This window comes from Streptomyces sp. CAI-85, from assembly GCF_013363615.1.
Classification (GTDB): Bacteria; Actinomycetota; Actinomycetes; order Streptomycetales; family Streptomycetaceae; genus Streptomyces; species Streptomyces antibioticus_B.
The window spans coordinates 356,341-371,773 of the sequence record NZ_JAANNX010000003.1; the positions used below are offsets into that span (position 1 = coordinate 356,341).

Sequence of the window (15,433 nt, forward strand, 5' to 3'; positions counted from 1 at the left end):
ACCGATGTTCAGCCCCGAAGGCCCCACCCTGCGCGAACTCGCCGTCCAGGCCCTGTCGTCCGTCGAGCGCGGCTACGACCTGCTGGCCCCGAAGTTCGACCACACGCCGTTCCGCACCCCGGACTCCGTCCTGGACGCGGTCACCGCCGCCCTGCTCGCCTCCGGCCCCTACGACGACGGCCTCGACCTGTGCTGCGGCACCGGCGCGGGCCTGGACGTGCTGACCGCGGTGTGCCGGCGCCGCGCCACCGGCGTCGACTTCAGCGCCGGCATGCTCGACCGGGCCAGGGCGCGCGGCCGCGGCCACGCCGGCGAGGACGCCGAGGGCCCCCGCGTGTCCTGGGTCCGCGCCGACGCCCGCGCCCTGCCGTTCACCGCCGCCTTCGACCTCGTCGTCAGCTTCGGCGCCTTCGGCCACTTCCTGCCCCGCGAACTGCCCGCCCTGTTCGCCCAGGTGCACACGGCGCTGCGGCCCGGCGGCACCTTCGCCTTCCCGGTCGTCGCCCCGCCGCGCCCGGTCTCCCCGGTCTACTGGATGCTCCTCGGCTTCGACACCGCGATGCGGGTGCGCAACGCCCTGTGGCGGCCGCCGTTCGTGATGTACTACCGCGCCTTCCGGCTCGGCGAGGTACGGCGCGAACTGGAGCGGGCCGGCTTCCGCGTGGAACTGCGCCCGCTGCCCGAGTTCGGCACCCGGCACGACGGCAGCCCCCGGGCCCGCCTGGTCGAGGCGCGCCGCCCTCACAGCACGCTGTAGAGGGCGCCCACCAGCGCCGTCTTGCGCGGGTCGTCGGCGATGTGGGGGCCCATACGGTTCATCACGTACCCGAGCGAGACCCCGGCGTCCGGGTCGGCGAGGCCGCACGAACCGCCGAACCCGTCGTGCCCGATCGCCCGCGGATTCGGCCCGTACGAGCCGTTCGGCCCGCTCAGCCACAGGCCGAGGCCGATCTCCGTCTCGTGCGGGAACCCGGCGCCCAGCACCAGGTCCCGGCAGGCGCCCTGCCCCTCGCGCACCCGCTCGGCCGCCTCGGCGGACAGCACACGCCGGCCGCCGAAGGAGCCCCGGCCGGCCAGGACGCCGTACAGCGCGGCGACCGCGCGGGCCGTGCCGTGCCCGTTGGCCGCCGGGATCTCCGCGGCCCGCCACGCCGGGGTGCACGCCTCGGCGGCACCGGCCGCCGGATTGGCCAGGGCGGCGATCGCGGCGGGCGCCAACTGGGCGAAGACCTTGGCCTGTTCACTCGCGTCGGCGGCCCGCGGATGCACCAGCTCGGCGGCCCGCCCGGCCTCCTTCTCCGGCAGACCGATCGTGAAGTCGATGCCCAGCGGCCCGGTCACCTCCCGCTCCAGGAAGGCGCCCGGCAGCAGCCCCGACACCCGCCGGACCACCTCGCCGACCAGGAAGCCGTAGGTGAGCGCGTGATAGCCGGAGCGGGTGCCCGGCTCCCACCACGGCTCCATGGCGGCGAGCCGCGCGGTCGTCAGGTCCCAGTCGTAGAGCTGCTCCAGCGAGTGCGGCTCGCGCAGGCCGGCCAGTCCGGCGCGGTGCGACAGCAGATGCCGCACGAGCACGTTCTCCTTGCCCGCCGCCGCGAACTCGGGCCAGTAGGCGGCCACCGGGGCGTCGAGGTCGAGCAGGCCGCGGTCGGCCAGGATGTGCGCGCACAGGGCCGTCGGGCCCTTGGTGGTCGACCACACGTTGACCAGGGTGTCCCGCTCCCAGGGGCGGGTGCGCGCGGGGTCCGCCCAGCCCGCCCACAGATCGGCCACGGTGACACCGTCGACCGTGACGGTCACCGCCGCCCCCAGTTCGTCCCGGTCCCGGAAGTTCTCCTCGAACGCGGTGCGCACCGCGTCGAAACGCGCGTCGCAGTGGCCGTGGACCTGTGGCACGTGCTCGGACATGGACCCTCCGTGATCCGCCGGAACCCCGAACATACCGACTGGTCGGACTGGAGGGAAGGGGTCGGGAAGCGGTCGGGGGCGGGAACGGGGTGGCCGCTCGTGTCAGGCGTACGCGCGCAGCCAGCGCATCCGGGCCGCCTCCTGGTAAGGCCCGCCGCCCTCATGGTCGTTGAAGTCGTACACCTCGATCGCCTTGTCCCCGCGCGCCCACGCGTTGAACGCGGCGAACACGGTCGACGGCGGGCACGTCTGGTCCTCCAGCGCCGCCGAGAACAGCGCCGGTGCCGTGCCGCGGGCCGCGAAGTGGACGCCGTCGAAGTAGGAGAGCGTGCGCAGGGCGTCCTGGGTGCGGCCGCGGTGCGTCCGCAGGAACAGGCCGATCTCCCGGTACGGGTGACGGTCCGTCAGGGTCGCCGCGCGCGGGAAGTCGCACAGGAACGGCACGTCCGGCGCGACCGCCGCCAGGTCCGGCACCAGACCGCCCACCGCGATCGCGATACCGCCGCCCTGGCTCGCGCCGAGCGCCACGGTCCGGTCCGCGTCCGTCAGCGGATGCGAACGCGCCGCCTCCACCGCGCGCACCGCGTCCGTGAACACCCGCCGGTAGTAGTAGTTCTCGGGGGCGTCGAGCCCGCGCGTCATGAAACCGGGGTACGCGGGACCGCCGCCCACCGGATCGGCGGTGCCACCGCCGCCGCCCCAGGCGCTGCCCTGGCCGCGGGTGTCCATGATGAAGTGGGCGCGGCCCGTGGCCGACCACAGCAGGTTCTCGTGCGGCAGTCCGCGGCCCCCGCCGTACCCGATGAACTCCACGACCAGCGGCAGCGGTTCGGCCGCCCCGGCGGGCACCTTCAGCCAGCCTTTCACCGGGTGGCCGCCGTAGCCCGCGAACGTCACGTCGTACACGTCGACCGTCGTCAGGCCCGTGTCGACCGGCTCGAACCGGGCGCCGAGGTCGTGCTCGCGCGCCTCCTGGAGGGTCTTCGACCAGAACGCGTCGAACCCCTCGGGCTCCGCGGACTCGCTGCGGTACTCGTGCAGTTCCTCGAGGGTCAGGTCGAACAGGGCCATGCGGGACCGCCTTTGTCATCATGCGAATTGATCACACCGTACGTGCACCCCGCGAGCGCTCGCCAGACCCCCCGGCCCGGCGTCAGGCCGGCCGGCGCCGGGTCCACTCCGGTTCGGTGCGCGTCCACTCCCGGTCCCATTCGGCGAGCCGGTGCCGCATCGCCACCCGGCGTACGACTCCGTGCCCCAGCAGCACCACGGCCACCGCGCCGCCCGTCGCGGCCAGCCCCATCGTCAGCGTCTGCTGCCACACGGCCGTGCCGTCCGCCGGCGGGGGAACGCTGCGTCCCTTGTCGTCGAACCACACGTCGACCCGGTCGCCCTGGCGCGTACCGGCCGGCACCCGTGCCGTCGTGGTCCGGGCCGGCTCGCCCGGCGGCGCCCAGCGCACGTCCACCCGGAACATCTGCTCCCGGGCCCCGTCCGCCGTGGGCAGCGCCTCGGGCACCCGGCCGACGACCTCGGCGCTCACCCGGTGCCGTTCGGCCCGCTGCTCGGCCGCGGCCGCCCGTGCCTCGTCGTGCACCCACCGGCCGGCCACCGCCCCGGCCAGCGGCGCGGCCACCAGCAGGAGTACGCCCACGACGAGCGCGGTCCACGCCTCCACCACGTCCGACCGGCGCCGCAGCGGATTCCTTCGCCACCGCCGGTCCCGCATCCGGATCCGCATGTCGCCCTCCTCGCCGTCACGCGAGTCGCCACATGAAAGTGGTACCCCCGATGGCGGGGTGCCGCCATTCGGGGCAACGGCGGGCGGGGACCGGCCCGGCTCCCGGGCCCGTCAGCCGAAGCGTTCGATGCGGATGCGCTCCACCGGCTGGCCCGCCGCCACCAGGAGGCGGGACGCGTGCTCGGCGAAGGCGTTGGAGCCGCAGACGTACGCCTCCCAGCCCTCCGCCGGACGGGCGGCCAGGAGCGGGGCGAGGTGCGCCGCTGACAGGCGGCCCACCGGGGTTCCCCCGGGAGCCTGGCGCGTGAAGACGGGGGTCGTCTCGGGGCCGTACTCCCGGGCGTAGATCAGGTTCTCGGGGGTGCGCGCGGAGACCAGGAGGCGGAGCGGGGTGCCGAGACCGCGCGACCGGTGGTGGCGGACCATCGACATCAGCGGGACGACCCCGGAACCGGCGCCGATCAGCAGGGCGGGCCGGTCGCCGGGCCAGGCGAAGAAGCCGCTGAGGGGGCCGCGCACCTCGACCCGGTCGCCGGGCCGCGCCACCGTGTGGAACCAGCCGGAGACCTCTCCGCCCGCCACATGGTCCAGGGTCAGTTCGATGTGCCCGGTGTCGTCGGGCGCGGAGGCGATCGAGTAGTGCCGCTGGGCGGTGTAGCCGTCGTCCGCGGTCAGCCGCAGCATCAGGTGCTGGCCGGGCAGATGGCCCGCCCAGGCCGGGACCGCGAACCGGAAGGTCGCCGCCCGGGGCGTCTCCCGGCGGATCTCGGTCAGCGTCGCCGTCTGCCAGAGCGCGGCGGCCCGGTTGCTGACGGCGATCCGGCCCGGCACCGCGAACCGGGTCGGGGGAGTGAAGGCGGTCGGGGGAGTGAAGGTGTCAGTCACCGGAGTACCTCTGCTCCTCCCAGGGGTTGCCGCGCTCGTGGTAGCCGTTCTGCTCCCAGAAGCCGGGCTCGTCGTGGTCGAGCAGCCGCAGGCCCGCGATCCACTTGGCGCTCTTCCAGAAGTACAGGTGCGGCACCAGCAGCCGGGCGGGCCCGCCGTGCTCGGCCGGGAGCGGCTTGCCGTCGTACTCCCAGGCGATCCAGGCCCGCCCGCCCGTGAGGTCCGCGAGCGGCAGGTTCGTGGTGTACCCGGTGTGCGAGTACGCCACCGCGTGCGTCGCGGCCGCGTCGGGCCGTACCGCCGCCAGGAACGCGTCCAGCGACACGCCCGCGAAGCGCACCCCGAACTTCGACCAGCTCGTCACACAGTGGATGTCGCCCTCGTACGCGGACTCCGGCAGGGTGTGCGCCTCGTCCCAGTCCCAGGTCCGCGGTTCGGCCACCAGTCCGTCGACCCGGAAGGTCCAGTCGGCGGGGGACAGTTCGGGGGTGACCTCGGCGGACAGCACGGGCCAGTCGTCGCCCGCGTCGTACTGGCCCGGCGGCAGCCCCGGGTTGTGGACGCGCGGACGTCCGGTGAAGTCTCGGGTGACGTTCATGTCTCCACGGTACGGGGTCGCCCTGTGTGCTCCGTCCCTGGTCAGTGCCCCGATCGTTGCGGACGTATGAACTCTGCGCGCGCTCGGGAATAGCCGTTTCGCGCCGCTCCTTGGCGCTCAGTGCCGGGGTCGTGCCCGGCGGCAGTGCGAGGAGAGTGAGGAAACAGATGCCCAAGGCGTACGTCTTCACCCGGTACGGCGGCCCGGAGACCGAGGCGCTCGTCGAACTGGACCGGCCCCGTCCCGGCCCCGGCGAGGTGCTCGTCGCGGTGCGCGCGGCGGGCGTCAACCCCGTCGACTTCAAGCAGCGCACCGGCTACCGGCGCCCCGGCGAGAGCGGTGAGCGGACGTTCCCGGCCGTGCTGGGCAACGAGGTGTCCGGCGTCGTCGTCGAGACGGGCGAGGGCGTCACCGGGTTCGCGCCCGGCGACGAGGTCTTCGGCACCGCGGTCGCCGGCGGCTACGCCGAGTACGCCCTGCTCGCCGCGGGCATCACCGCGCACCGGCCCGACGCGCTGTCCGCCACCGACGCGGCGACCCTCCCGGTGGCCGCCGCCACCGCCTACGACGGCGTCCACCAGCTCGCCCTGCCCGCGGATGCCACGCTGCTGCTCACCGGCGCGGGCGGCGGCGTCGGCGTGGCCGTCGCGCAGATCGCCCGCGCCCTCGGGATCCGGGTGGTCGGCGTGGCGAGCGAGGGCAAGAAGGACCTCGTCGAATCGCTCGGCGCCGTACACGTGGCGTCCGGCCCCGGCTGGGCCGACCGGGTCCGCGCGGCGGCCCCCGACGGCGTCGACGCGGTGTACGACCTGGTCGGCGGGGAGGTGCTGCGCGAGGCGGCCGACCTGGTCACGGACCGGTCCCGGCTGATCACCGCGGGCGCCCCGGCGGAGGAGGCCGAGCGGCTGGGCGGCGCGCGCGTCCTCCGGGCCCGGGACGCGGTCGTGCTGCGCGCCGTCGCGGACCTCGCCGTCGCCGGTGACCTGGACCCGCACGTCACGCTCACCTTCCCGCTGGAGCGGGCGGGCGAGGCGCTGCGCGCGGTCGAGGGCGGTCACGCCCGCGGCAAGGTCGTCCTCGAGATCGGCACCGCGATATGAGCGCCGCCGAGTCCCGGCACATCCTGGACAACCCCGCCCTCGCCTCCCTCACCGGCCCGCACGCCCGGTTCGCCGAGCGCCGGGGCCGGGTGCTGCGCTACCCGGTCGACGTCTCGCCCTGGCTGGCGCTGCCCGACGACCCGGACGCCGACGACTGGGCCGACCTCGCGGCGCTCGCCGGGCCAGGCTCGGAGGTCCCGCTGCCCGGCTACCGCGGGGAGATCCCGGACGGCTGGGAGATCACCTTCCGGGCCGAGGGCGTCCAGTTCGTGGACGACGGACTGGCCGCCGCACCCGACCCGGAGGCGATCCGGCTCGGCCCCGCCGACGTGCCCGAGATGCTCGACCTGGTGGCTCGCACCCAGCCCGGCCCCTTCGAGAACCGGACCATCGAACTCGGCACCTACCTGGGCATTCGCCGGGAGGGCGCGCTCGTCGCCATGGCCGGCGAACGGCTCCATCCGCCGGGCTGGACCGAGATCAGCGCGGTCTGCACCGACCCCGCCGTCCGCGGCGAGGGCCTCGCGACCCGGCTGATCCTCGCCGTCGCCCACGGCATCCGCGAACGCGGCGAGACCCCGTTCCTGCACACCGGCGCCGCCAACACCAACGCCATCCGCCTCTACGAGTCCCTGGGCTTCAGACTCCGCCGCCGCACGGCATTCCTGGCAGCCCGGGTACCGGAACCGGAGGCCGAGCCGAGGGAGGCGGTGGCGGTGCCGTAATTCCGGGTGGCTCCGGGTAACTCCGGTGCCGCGCACTGCCTCGGGGTGCGCGAAATTCGGTGTCGGGCCGCGCCGGGCGGGTGCCACACTGCCCGGCGTGCCGCGACCCGAACTCACCGAACCCGACTACCTGCGCGAGCTCGAACGGCTCGCCCGGGCGGTCACCGCCGCCGCGGCGGCCGAGGGCACGCTGACCCACGGCCCGGACCCGACCGGCGCGACCGCCCTGCACCGGGCGGTCAACGCCCTGGCCCGCGCCGTGCGCCACCACCACTTCCCCGGCGACGGCTGCCTCCCCGAGGAGGAGGACCGGCCGACGGTCCGGCTCGTCGGGGTGGTGCTGCTGCGGCCCTCGGCCATGCCCGCGGGGACGGACGAGTCCTACGGCGAGGCGTGCGCGCGCCTCGCCGTGGAGCCGCGGTCGGAGGGCTGGGCGCTCTGGAACACCTGGGGCGACGGCGGGGCACCGGTCACGCTCGTCGTCACCGACGTCGCCGCGACCGAGGCGCTGCACGCCCACTGGGCGCACGGCGGGAGCGCGGCGCCGGTGACTCCGCTGCCGTCCCAGATCGTGGCGGTCCGGCAGGGGTGGACGGGCCCGATGACGTTCTCCCCGCAGGCCGCCCGCGGGCTGGGGGTCCCGGGGCTGCCGTAGCGCCTGTTCGGCGCGTGTCAGCGGTCTGTCGTCGGCCGGTCGGCCGGGGTCACGGCGCCCGCGTTGTATCGCACCAGGTACTCCGCGAACCGTTCCAGGTCCGCCGCAGGCCAGTTCGCCAGGCGTTCGTGGAAGGCGGCTCGGCGGCTCTCCGTGACCTGGGCGAGGATGCGGCGGCCGGCCTCGGTGAGGTGCAGGAGCTGGACCCGCTGGTCCTCGGGGTCGACGCGGCGTTCGATCAGCGCCACGCGCTCCAGCGCGGCGACCTGACGGCTGACCGTCGACTTGTCCAGGGCGTAGTGCGCCGCGAGGTCGGTGGCCCGGCAGCCGCCGCTCTCCTCCAGATGCCCGAGCAGGGTGTACGACACCAGGGACAGCTCGGGGTGCAGCCGCCCGGCCGAGGCTCGGGCCCGCCGGGCGAAACTCGTCATCTCCCGCTGGATGGTCTCCACGGCCTCGGCTGCTTCCACGGGACCTCCCTCACGTTCCTGGTTGCAGAATACAACTGCGAGGTGCGGTAGGGTGACGCCCGGCCGTGGAGGTACCCGGCCGTGCGCGCCGAGGAGGTGGGACCCATCACCGCTGTGTCAGACCGGGTGCTCTTCCCTCACGACGGCGCGGATCGCCGTCCGTAGGCGACCACTTGAGCGCCCTTCGATCGTGCGAAAGGCCCTCGGCCCGCCATGCCATCCCGCTCTCCGTCGCCCTCCGGTTCCTCCGCCGATTCCCCTGATCCCTCTGCTGGTTCCTTCGCGTCCCGTGACGCCGTCGTCGTCGCGCTGCGCGCCGCCGGGTGTGTCTTCGCCGAGGACGAGGCCGACCTGATCCTCGCCACCGCCCGCACCCCCGCCGAACGCGACGCCATGGTGGCGCGGCGCGTCGAGGGGCTCCCGCTTGAACTCGTCGTCGGCTGGGCCGAGTTCCACGGGGTGCGCGTCACCGTCGAACCCGGGGTGTTCGTCCCCCGCCGCCGTACCGAGTTCCTCGTCGACCAGGCGCTCGCGCACGCGCCGCACGCGTCCGTCGTGGTCGACCTGTGCTGCGGCTCGGGGGCGGTCGGCGCCGCCCTCGCCGCGTCGCTCGGCCCGGTCGAACTGCACGCGGCCGACATCGACCCGGTCGCGGTGCGCTGCGCCCGCCGCAATCTCGCCGCGCACGGCGGACACGCCCACCAGGGCGATCTGTTCGACGCGCTCCCGGCCGGGCTGCGCGGCCGGGTCGGCATCCTGGCCGCCAACGTGCCCTACGTCCCCACCGGCGAGGTGCCCCTGCTGCCCGCCGAGGCCCGGGACCACGAGCCGCTCACCGCGCTCGACGGCGGCGGCGACGGACTGGACGTGCTGCGCCGGGTCGCCGCCGGGGCCCCGGACTGGCTCGCGCCCGGCGGGGTCCTGCTCGTGGAGACCGGCGAACGTCAGGCTCCGGCCGCCGTGGAGGTGTTCGCCCGCGCGGGTCTGACGCCCCTGCTGGCCGTGGACGACGAACTGTTCGCGCATGTGGTGACGGGCTTCGCGGTCAGGTAGCGGCCCCGCCGCCGGAGGCTCCGGAGCTGCCGGAGGGGTCGGGGGAGCGGTCGCCCCGGCCCCACGGTCCCCGTCCGGGGCCCTCGTCGTGCGGTCCCCGGCCGTCCCGCTCGCCCGCCTTCCCCAGGTCCCCCGCGAACACCCGGTCCGCCGTGTACGTGTCGCCGTCGCGGCTGCCGGCCACGAACACCGACTCGCCCTTCTTCAGCGCACCGGACCCGGACTCGGACCCGGACTCGGACGAGCCGTCGGTCCGCACCGGGGTGTCCTCGCCCACGGTCCACGTCCACGACGTGCCGTCCTCGCTCTTCACGGTCACCCGGTCGCCGTCCGTCTTCTCGACGGTGCCCCGCTGCCATACCCGGACGACCCACTCGCCGCTGTCGGGGTCCTTCACGGTCGTCTCGCCGTGCACCGCGTCGCCGCCGAAGCGCGCCCAGGGACCGCCGTGGCCGCCGTGCCCGCCCCGCTCACCGGGACCCCAGGGCGCGGACGAGGACGACGAGGTGGGCGACGGGGACGGCGAGCCGCCCGAGGTCGCCGCGTACGCGACCGTCCCGCCGAGGGCCAGCGCGGCGACGGCGGTGGCCGCGATCACCGTCCGGGCCCGTGCCGACACCCGGCGGGGAGCGTCGTCACCCGGTCCCGAGAGCACCTCGGGCCGCTCGTCCGGTCGGTTCGGCTGCTCCTGCATGACGGCTCACCCTTCGTCGGCCGGCTGCCACTCCTCCCTGTGATTGTCCGGGCCCGCCGATAAGGAACAGGTAATAAATCCCTGTGAATCAGGTCGTACCGCCGGGTAGGCCGAGGGCCCGCGCCACCAGGACGGCCACGTCGTCGTGGTTGTCGGGGTGGTGCAGCGCGCTCAGCAGCAGGTCGCAGACCTCCTCCAGCGGGCGCGCGGGGTCGTCGAGCAGGGCGAGCAGGGCGTCCAGCCGCTCGTCGAGGGAGTGCCTCCGGGTCTCCACCAGGCCGTCCGTGTACAGCACGAGCTGGTCGCCGGGCGCGAAGTCCACCTCGGTCGTGGAGAAGGCCACCCCGCCCACGCCCAGCGGCGCCCCGGTCGGCAGTTCGAGCAGCTCAGGGGGGTGCCCGGGGCGGACCCTGACCGGCGGCAGATGCCCGGCGTTGGCGATCCGGCACCGGTCCACCCGGGGGTCGTGGACGACGTAGACGCAGGTGGCGATGGAGTGGTCCAGGCCCTGGGTGATCCGGTCGAGGTGCTCCAGGAGCACCGCCGGGTCGAGGTCGAGGGAGGCCAGGGTGGTCGTCGCGGTGCGCAGCCGGCCCATCGCGGCGGCGGCGTCGATCCCGCTGCCCATCACGTCGCCGACGACGAGCGCGGTCTTGCCGTCCTCCAGCGCGATGACATCGAACCAGTCGCCGCCGACCTCGGTGGTGGCCCCGGCCGGCTGGTAGCGGGAGGCGACCTCCAGGCCGCCGGTGACCGGCGGATGGCTGGGCAGCAGACTGCGCTGGAGGGTGAGGGCGGTGGTGCGGGCGTTCTGGTACCAGCGGGCGTTGTCGATCTGGACGGCCGCGCGGGCCGCGAGTTCCCGGGCGAGCAGCACGTCGTCACGGCCGAAGGGCAGCGGATGGTGGATGCGCTTGAGGTCGAGCGCGCCGAGGACCTCGCCGCGGGCGATGAGCGGTACGGCCAGATAGGAGTGCACACCGGCCCGGGCCAGCGCCTCGGCGGACTCGGGGGAGCGGGCGATGCGCGCGAAGTCGTCGGTCTTGACCTCGGCGACCAGCACCGGCCGGCCGTTGCGCACGCACTCGGTGACCAGCCGGTCGGAACCGTACTGGGCGACCTGTCCGGGCGGGTCGGCGGCGCCCAGGGCGTCGGGCGCGTTGTACGCCCGTACCGCCAGGGCCCGGATGACGGCCGACTCGGCGGGGCCGAGGTGGGTGGGCCGGCCGGCCACGACCGCGTCGAGGAGGTCGACGGCGGCGACGTCCGCCAGCTCGGGCACGGCGACGTCGGCCAGCTCCCGGGCGGTGCGCTCCAGGTCCAGGGTGGTGCCGATGCGGGCCGAGGCGTCCGCGATCAGGGCGAGCCGGCGCCGGGCCGCCTCCGCCTCGACGCCCGCCCGGTACTGGTCGGTGATGTCGACGACGGACAGGGCGACGCCCAGCACCCTGCCGCGGGCGTCCTCCAGCCGGTACAGCGACAGCGACCAGGCGTGGTCGGAGTCCGGGTCCGCCGGGGTGCGGCCCACCGTCGACTGGTCGACCAGCGGGGTGCCGGTGTCCAGGACGTCGTGCATCGCCGACTCCAGGGCGGCGACGTCGAGGTGGGGCAGCACCTCGGAGACCGTGCGGCCCAGATGGTCCTCGGCCGGTACGCCGTTGATCCGCTCCAGCGCCGGGTTGACCGTCACGTACCGCAGGTCGGTGTCGAGGACGGCCAGACCGATGGGGGACTGTGCGACCATCCGGGTGGACAGCGCCACGTCCCGCTCCAGCCGGCGCAGGGTCGTCTGGTCCGCGGCCAGGCCCAGGGCGAAGACCTCGCCCTGGTCGTCGACCAGCCGCATGTTGCGGAACTCGACCAGCACGGTGGAGCCGTCCTTGCGCCGGATCGGGAAGGCGCCCGCCCAGCTCTGGCCGGTCTCCATGACGTCCGCGAAGAGCTTCACGACGAGTTCGACATGGCGCTCGTCGACCATCACGCGGGCCGCGTACCGGCCCAGCGCCTCCTGTGCCGTGTAGCCGAACAGCTCCTCGGCCATGGGGCTCCACAGCACGATACGGCCGTCGGTGTCCAGTACCACCGAGGCCAGTTTCAGCACGTCCAGCAGCCCGCTGGGCCCGGACGGGCCACCGCCCCGGGCCGCCGACGATCCGGCTGCACTCATGCCACGCACCGCCTCCGCACATTCCACGCGGCACGTCGTCCCCCGTGCCGACTCCCCCTGTTCTACCGTGTCGAACCCTTTTCTCCCACGTCTCGGGACACCCTTCTCCATGCTCCTCCAGTACGACGCCGGCCGCCGTTCCCCTCAAGGAGCCGGGGTCCACAGTGGTCTCGTGGGAACGGTGATGCTTTTCTGGGGATGTGGCGCGGTTCGCGGGGAACCCGCGATTTCACGCCACCGACCGGAGAGGAGCGACCGCGATGAACCGTGAGCGCCTGCACGAGGAGCCCGTCTCCCTGGAGATCAGCGGATGCAGCAAGGAGGACGCCCGGATCGTGTTCGACGCGCTGAGCGCGTGCTTCGAGTCGGACCGCGGGCCCGAGGAGGTGCCCCAGCAGTTGCACGAGACCCGGCCCATGGTGTGGCTCGGCACCTTCGAGGTCACCGACGCCCGCTCCTGCCCGCCGCCGGAGCGGCTGTCGTCGTCCGTGGAGGCCGACGCGCAGGGCGGCTACTGGGCGATCGAGCGGCTGCGCTCCACGCTCGACTCCCTCTTCACCGTCCGTGACCTGGCCTCGGCCAGCGGCGACCAGGAACGTGAGCTGCACGTGCTGCTGGAGAGCAGGTGAGGCACCCGGGCCCCGGTGACCTGCGGCACAGTCCCGGCCTCCCATTGTGCAACTAGTTGCATAACCGGGGTGCGGTCCTCTAGAACTTAAGGCGACCGACGCCGCGCCCGGAGGCCGCCATGAGCCGTTACCCGCACCTGCTGAGCCCGCTCGACCTGGGCTTCACCACGCTGCCCAACCGTGTCCTGATGGGCTCGATGCACGTCGGCCTGGAGGAGGCCGACCGCGGCTTCGCGCGCATGGCGGAGTTCTACGCCGCCCGCGCCCGCGGCGGAGTGGGCCTGATCGTCACCGGCGGCATCGCCCCCAACGACGAGGGCCGCCCCTACCCCGGCGGCGCCCGCCTCACCACCGACGCCGAGGCCGAGCAGCACCGCGAGGTCACCGACGCCGTGCACCGCGAGGGCGGCCGCATCGCGATGCAGATCCTGCACTTCGGCCGGTACGCCTACCACCCCGACCTGGTCGCCCCCAGCCCGCTCCAGGCCCCGATCAGCCCCTATCAGCCCCGTGAGCTGACCGACGCCGAGGTCGAGCGGACCGTCGACGACTACGCGCGCGCCGCCCGCCTCGCCCGGCAGGCGGGCTACGACGGCGTCGAGATCATGGGCTCCGAGGGCTATCTGATCAACGAGTTCATCGCGGCCGGCACCAACCACCGCACCGACCGCTGGGGCGGCTCCTACGAGAACCGGATGCGCTTCCCCGTGGAGATCGTGCGCCGGGTGCGCGAGGTGGTCGGCGAGGACTTCATCATCGTCTACCGGCTGTCCATGCTCGACCTGGTCCCCGGCGGCTCCACCCTCGACGAGGTCGTCACCCTCGCCAAGGCCGTCGAGGCGGCCGGCGCCACCATCATCAACACCGGCATCGGCTGGCACGAGGCGCGCATCCCCACCATCGCCACCTCCGTGCCCCGCGGCGCCTACACCTGGGTCACGAAGAAACTCATGGGCGCGGTGTCGGTGCCGCTCGTCACGACGAACCGCATCAACACCCCCGAACTCGCCGAGCAGTTGCTCGCCGACGGCTGCGCGGACATGATCTCCATGGCCCGTCCGATGCTGGCCGACCCCGACTTCGTGAACAAGGCAGCCGCCGGCACCCCCGAGGCGATCAACACCTGCATCGGCTGCAACCAGGCGTGCCTGGACCACACCTTCAGCGGGAAGATCACCTCCTGCCTGGTCAACCCGCGCGCCTGCCACGAGACCGAACTGGTCCTCACCCCGACCCGGCTCCGCAAGAGCGTGGCCGTCGTCGGCGCCGGTCCCGCCGGACTCGCCTGCGCGGTGTCGGCGGCCGAACGCGGCCACCGGGTCACGCTGTTCGACGCCGCGAGCGAGATCGGCGGCCAGCTCAACGTGGCCCGAAAGGTGCCGGGCAAGCAGGAGTTCGACGAGACACTGCGCTACTTCCGCCACCAGCTCGACGCGCACGGGGTCGACGTACGGCTCAACACCCCCGTCACGGCAGCCGACTTGACCGGCTTCGACGAGGTCGTCGTCGCCACCGGCGTCAGCCCGCGCACCCCCGACATCCCCGGCGTCGACCATCCGAGCGTCGTCGGCTACCTCGACGTCCTGCGCGACGGCGCGCCCGTCGGCGACCGGGTCGCGATCCTCGGCGCCGGCGGCATCGGCTTCGACGTCGCCGAATTCCTCACCGACGGCGGCGACAAGGCGAGCGAGGAGCCGGCCGTCTACTTCCGCCAGTGGGGCGTCGACACGGACTACACGGGACCCGGCGGCCTCGCCGCGCCCGAGCGCCCCGCCCCGCCGCGCACCGTCCACCTGCTCCAGCGCAAGACCAGCAAGGTCGGCGCGGGCCTCGGCAAGACCACCGGCTGGATCCACCGCACCGAACTCAAGCACCGCGGCGTCACCATGGTCCCGGGCGTGCGCTACGACCGGATCGACGACGCCGGACTCCATGTCACCGTCGGCGAGGAGAGCACGGTCCTGGAGGTCGACACCGTCGTCCTGTGCACCGGCCAGGACCCCCGCCGCGACCTCTACGACGAGCTGCGCGCCGCGGGCGTCGAAGCCCACCTGGTCGGCGGCGCCGACGTGGCCGCCGAACTGGACGCCAAGCGCGCCATCCAGCAGGGCACCGAGGTCGCCGCGGCCCTGTAGCACCCCTCCCTAGGATTGCCCCATGTCACTCCCGCACGCGATCCTCACCGCCCTGCTCGAAAAGCCGTCGTCGGGGCTGGATCTGACCCGCCGGTTCGACAAGTCGATCGGCTACTTCTGGTCGGCGACGCACCAGCAGATCTATCGCGAGCTGGGAAGACTGGAGTCCGAGGGACACATCCGCGCGCTGCCGTCCGTACAGCCGAGCCGCGGGCAGAAGAAGAGCTACGAGGTCCTGCCCGCGGGCCGCGCCGAACTGGCGCGGTGGACGGCCGCGGCGCAGGACCCCAAGCCGCTCCGGGACGCCCTGCTGCTGCGGCTGCGGGCCGCCGCGGTCGTCGGCACCGCCGGCCTCGACGCCGATCTGCGCCGCCATCTCGACCTGCACCGGCGGCAGTTGGCGGAGTACGAGGAGATCGAGAAGCGCGACTTCCCGCCCGGGAACGACAGCGCGCAGGCCAGGATCCAGCACCTGGTCCTCCGCGCGGGCATCGAACTGGAGACCTTCTGGATCCAGTGGCTCACCGAGGCCGTGGCGGAACTGCCGACGGTGACGGACCCGGAGGCGCAGACCTCCTAGGGCCTCTCTTTCGGATCTTGCCGGGGGTCGCGGGCCCTGGCACGCGCTCCCCCAGAGGGGGGACCCCCAGCGGCGTTGTCGTCGGTTGTCAAC

General features: G+C 74.1%; 16 protein-coding genes. 8 read left to right on the plus strand and 8 right to left on the minus strand.

From position 1 onward, the window contains the following. Window positions 1–4 precede the first annotated feature (4 nt). Entirely contained in the window at window positions 5–757 is a 753-nt protein-coding gene (locus tag G6W55_RS07190; RefSeq protein WP_175519934.1) for a class I SAM-dependent methyltransferase, read from the plus strand. On the opposite strand, the gene G6W55_RS07195 is transcribed toward G6W55_RS07190, so the two are convergent. From G6W55_RS07195 to G6W55_RS07215, 5 genes are all read right to left on the minus strand, one after another. Further along, window positions 742–1,908: a serine hydrolase gene (locus G6W55_RS07195; protein ID WP_175519935.1), complete on the minus strand. Its 1,167-nt coding sequence runs from the start codon at window positions 1,906–1,908 to the stop codon at window positions 742–744. The two genes, G6W55_RS07190 and G6W55_RS07195, sit on opposite strands and share 16 nt — an antisense overlap. 102 nt (window positions 1,909–2,010) lie before the next feature. After that, entirely contained in the window at window positions 2,011–2,979 is a 969-nt protein-coding gene (locus G6W55_RS07200; protein ID WP_175519936.1) for an acetylxylan esterase, read from the minus strand. An 82-nt stretch (window positions 2,980–3,061) separates the two neighbouring features. Continuing rightward, entirely contained in the window at window positions 3,062–3,649 is a 588-nt protein-coding gene (locus tag G6W55_RS07205) for a DUF3592 domain-containing protein (protein WP_175519937.1), read from the minus strand. 111 nt (window positions 3,650–3,760) lie between these two features. Then, the gene (locus G6W55_RS07210; protein WP_175519938.1) at window positions 3,761–4,534 is read right to left on the minus strand and encodes a ferredoxin reductase; all 774 of its coding nucleotides are present in this window, start codon (window positions 4,532–4,534) and stop codon (window positions 3,761–3,763) included. Continuing rightward, entirely contained in the window at window positions 4,527–5,132 is a 606-nt protein-coding gene (locus G6W55_RS07215; protein WP_175519939.1) for a sulfite oxidase-like oxidoreductase, read from the minus strand. Before G6W55_RS07215 ends, G6W55_RS07210 begins: the two co-directional genes overlap by 8 nt. A gap of 167 nt (window positions 5,133–5,299) precedes the next feature. Here G6W55_RS07215 and G6W55_RS07220 point away from each other — a divergent pair, with 167 nt between their 5' ends. From G6W55_RS07220 to G6W55_RS07230, 3 genes are all read left to right on the plus strand, one after another. Continuing rightward, on the plus strand, window positions 5,300–6,232 hold the full coding sequence (locus G6W55_RS07220) for an NADP-dependent oxidoreductase (protein ID WP_175519940.1): 933 nt from the start codon (window positions 5,300–5,302) through the stop codon (window positions 6,230–6,232). Continuing rightward, on the plus strand, window positions 6,229–6,957 hold the full coding sequence (locus tag G6W55_RS07225) for a GNAT family N-acetyltransferase (protein WP_175519941.1): 729 nt from the start codon (window positions 6,229–6,231) through the stop codon (window positions 6,955–6,957). Before G6W55_RS07220 ends, G6W55_RS07225 begins: the two co-directional genes overlap by 4 nt. Before the next feature lie 97 nt (window positions 6,958–7,054). Next, the gene (locus G6W55_RS07230; RefSeq protein WP_175519942.1) at window positions 7,055–7,612 is read left to right on the plus strand and encodes a hypothetical protein; all 558 of its coding nucleotides are present in this window, start codon (window positions 7,055–7,057) and stop codon (window positions 7,610–7,612) included. 17 nt (window positions 7,613–7,629) lie between these two features. Here G6W55_RS07230 and G6W55_RS07235 read toward each other — a convergent pair whose 3' ends face one another. Further along, window positions 7,630–8,082 (minus strand): MarR family winged helix-turn-helix transcriptional regulator, encoded by a 453-nt coding sequence (locus G6W55_RS07235; protein ID WP_175519943.1) that lies wholly within the window; start codon window positions 8,080–8,082, stop codon window positions 7,630–7,632. Between the two features lie 213 nt (window positions 8,083–8,295). Here G6W55_RS07235 and G6W55_RS07240 point away from each other — a divergent pair, with 213 nt between their 5' ends. Then, window positions 8,296–9,135 carry a putative protein N(5)-glutamine methyltransferase gene (locus G6W55_RS07240; RefSeq protein WP_175519944.1) on the plus strand — a complete coding sequence of 280 codons (840 nt, stop codon included), beginning with the start codon at window positions 8,296–8,298 and terminating at the stop codon, window positions 9,133–9,135. On the opposite strand, the gene G6W55_RS07245 is transcribed toward G6W55_RS07240, so the two are convergent. Continuing rightward, window positions 9,128–9,829, minus strand: a complete 702-nt coding sequence (locus G6W55_RS07245; RefSeq protein WP_175519945.1) for a hypothetical protein — start codon at window positions 9,827–9,829, stop codon at window positions 9,128–9,130. The genes G6W55_RS07240 and G6W55_RS07245 overlap by 8 nt on opposite strands. Before the next feature lie 88 nt (window positions 9,830–9,917). After that, window positions 9,918–11,996 carry a SpoIIE family protein phosphatase gene (locus tag G6W55_RS07250; protein ID WP_175519946.1) on the minus strand — a complete coding sequence of 693 codons (2,079 nt, stop codon included), beginning with the start codon at window positions 11,994–11,996 and terminating at the stop codon, window positions 9,918–9,920. Between the two features lie 260 nt (window positions 11,997–12,256). Here G6W55_RS07250 and G6W55_RS07255 point away from each other — a divergent pair, with 260 nt between their 5' ends. From G6W55_RS07255 to G6W55_RS07265, 3 genes are all read left to right on the plus strand, one after another. After that, window positions 12,257–12,625 carry a hypothetical protein gene (locus tag G6W55_RS07255; protein ID WP_175519947.1) on the plus strand — a complete coding sequence of 123 codons (369 nt, stop codon included), beginning with the start codon at window positions 12,257–12,259 and terminating at the stop codon, window positions 12,623–12,625. A 119-nt stretch (window positions 12,626–12,744) separates the two neighbouring features. Continuing rightward, window positions 12,745–14,760, plus strand: a complete 2,016-nt coding sequence (locus G6W55_RS07260; RefSeq protein WP_175519948.1) for an NADPH-dependent 2,4-dienoyl-CoA reductase — start codon at window positions 12,745–12,747, stop codon at window positions 14,758–14,760. Window positions 14,761–14,782: 22 nt separating this feature from the next. After that, a complete protein-coding gene (locus G6W55_RS07265) occupies window positions 14,783–15,340 on the plus strand; it encodes a PadR family transcriptional regulator (RefSeq protein WP_175519949.1) in 558 nt (185 codons plus the stop codon). Window positions 15,341–15,433 lie beyond the last annotated feature (93 nt).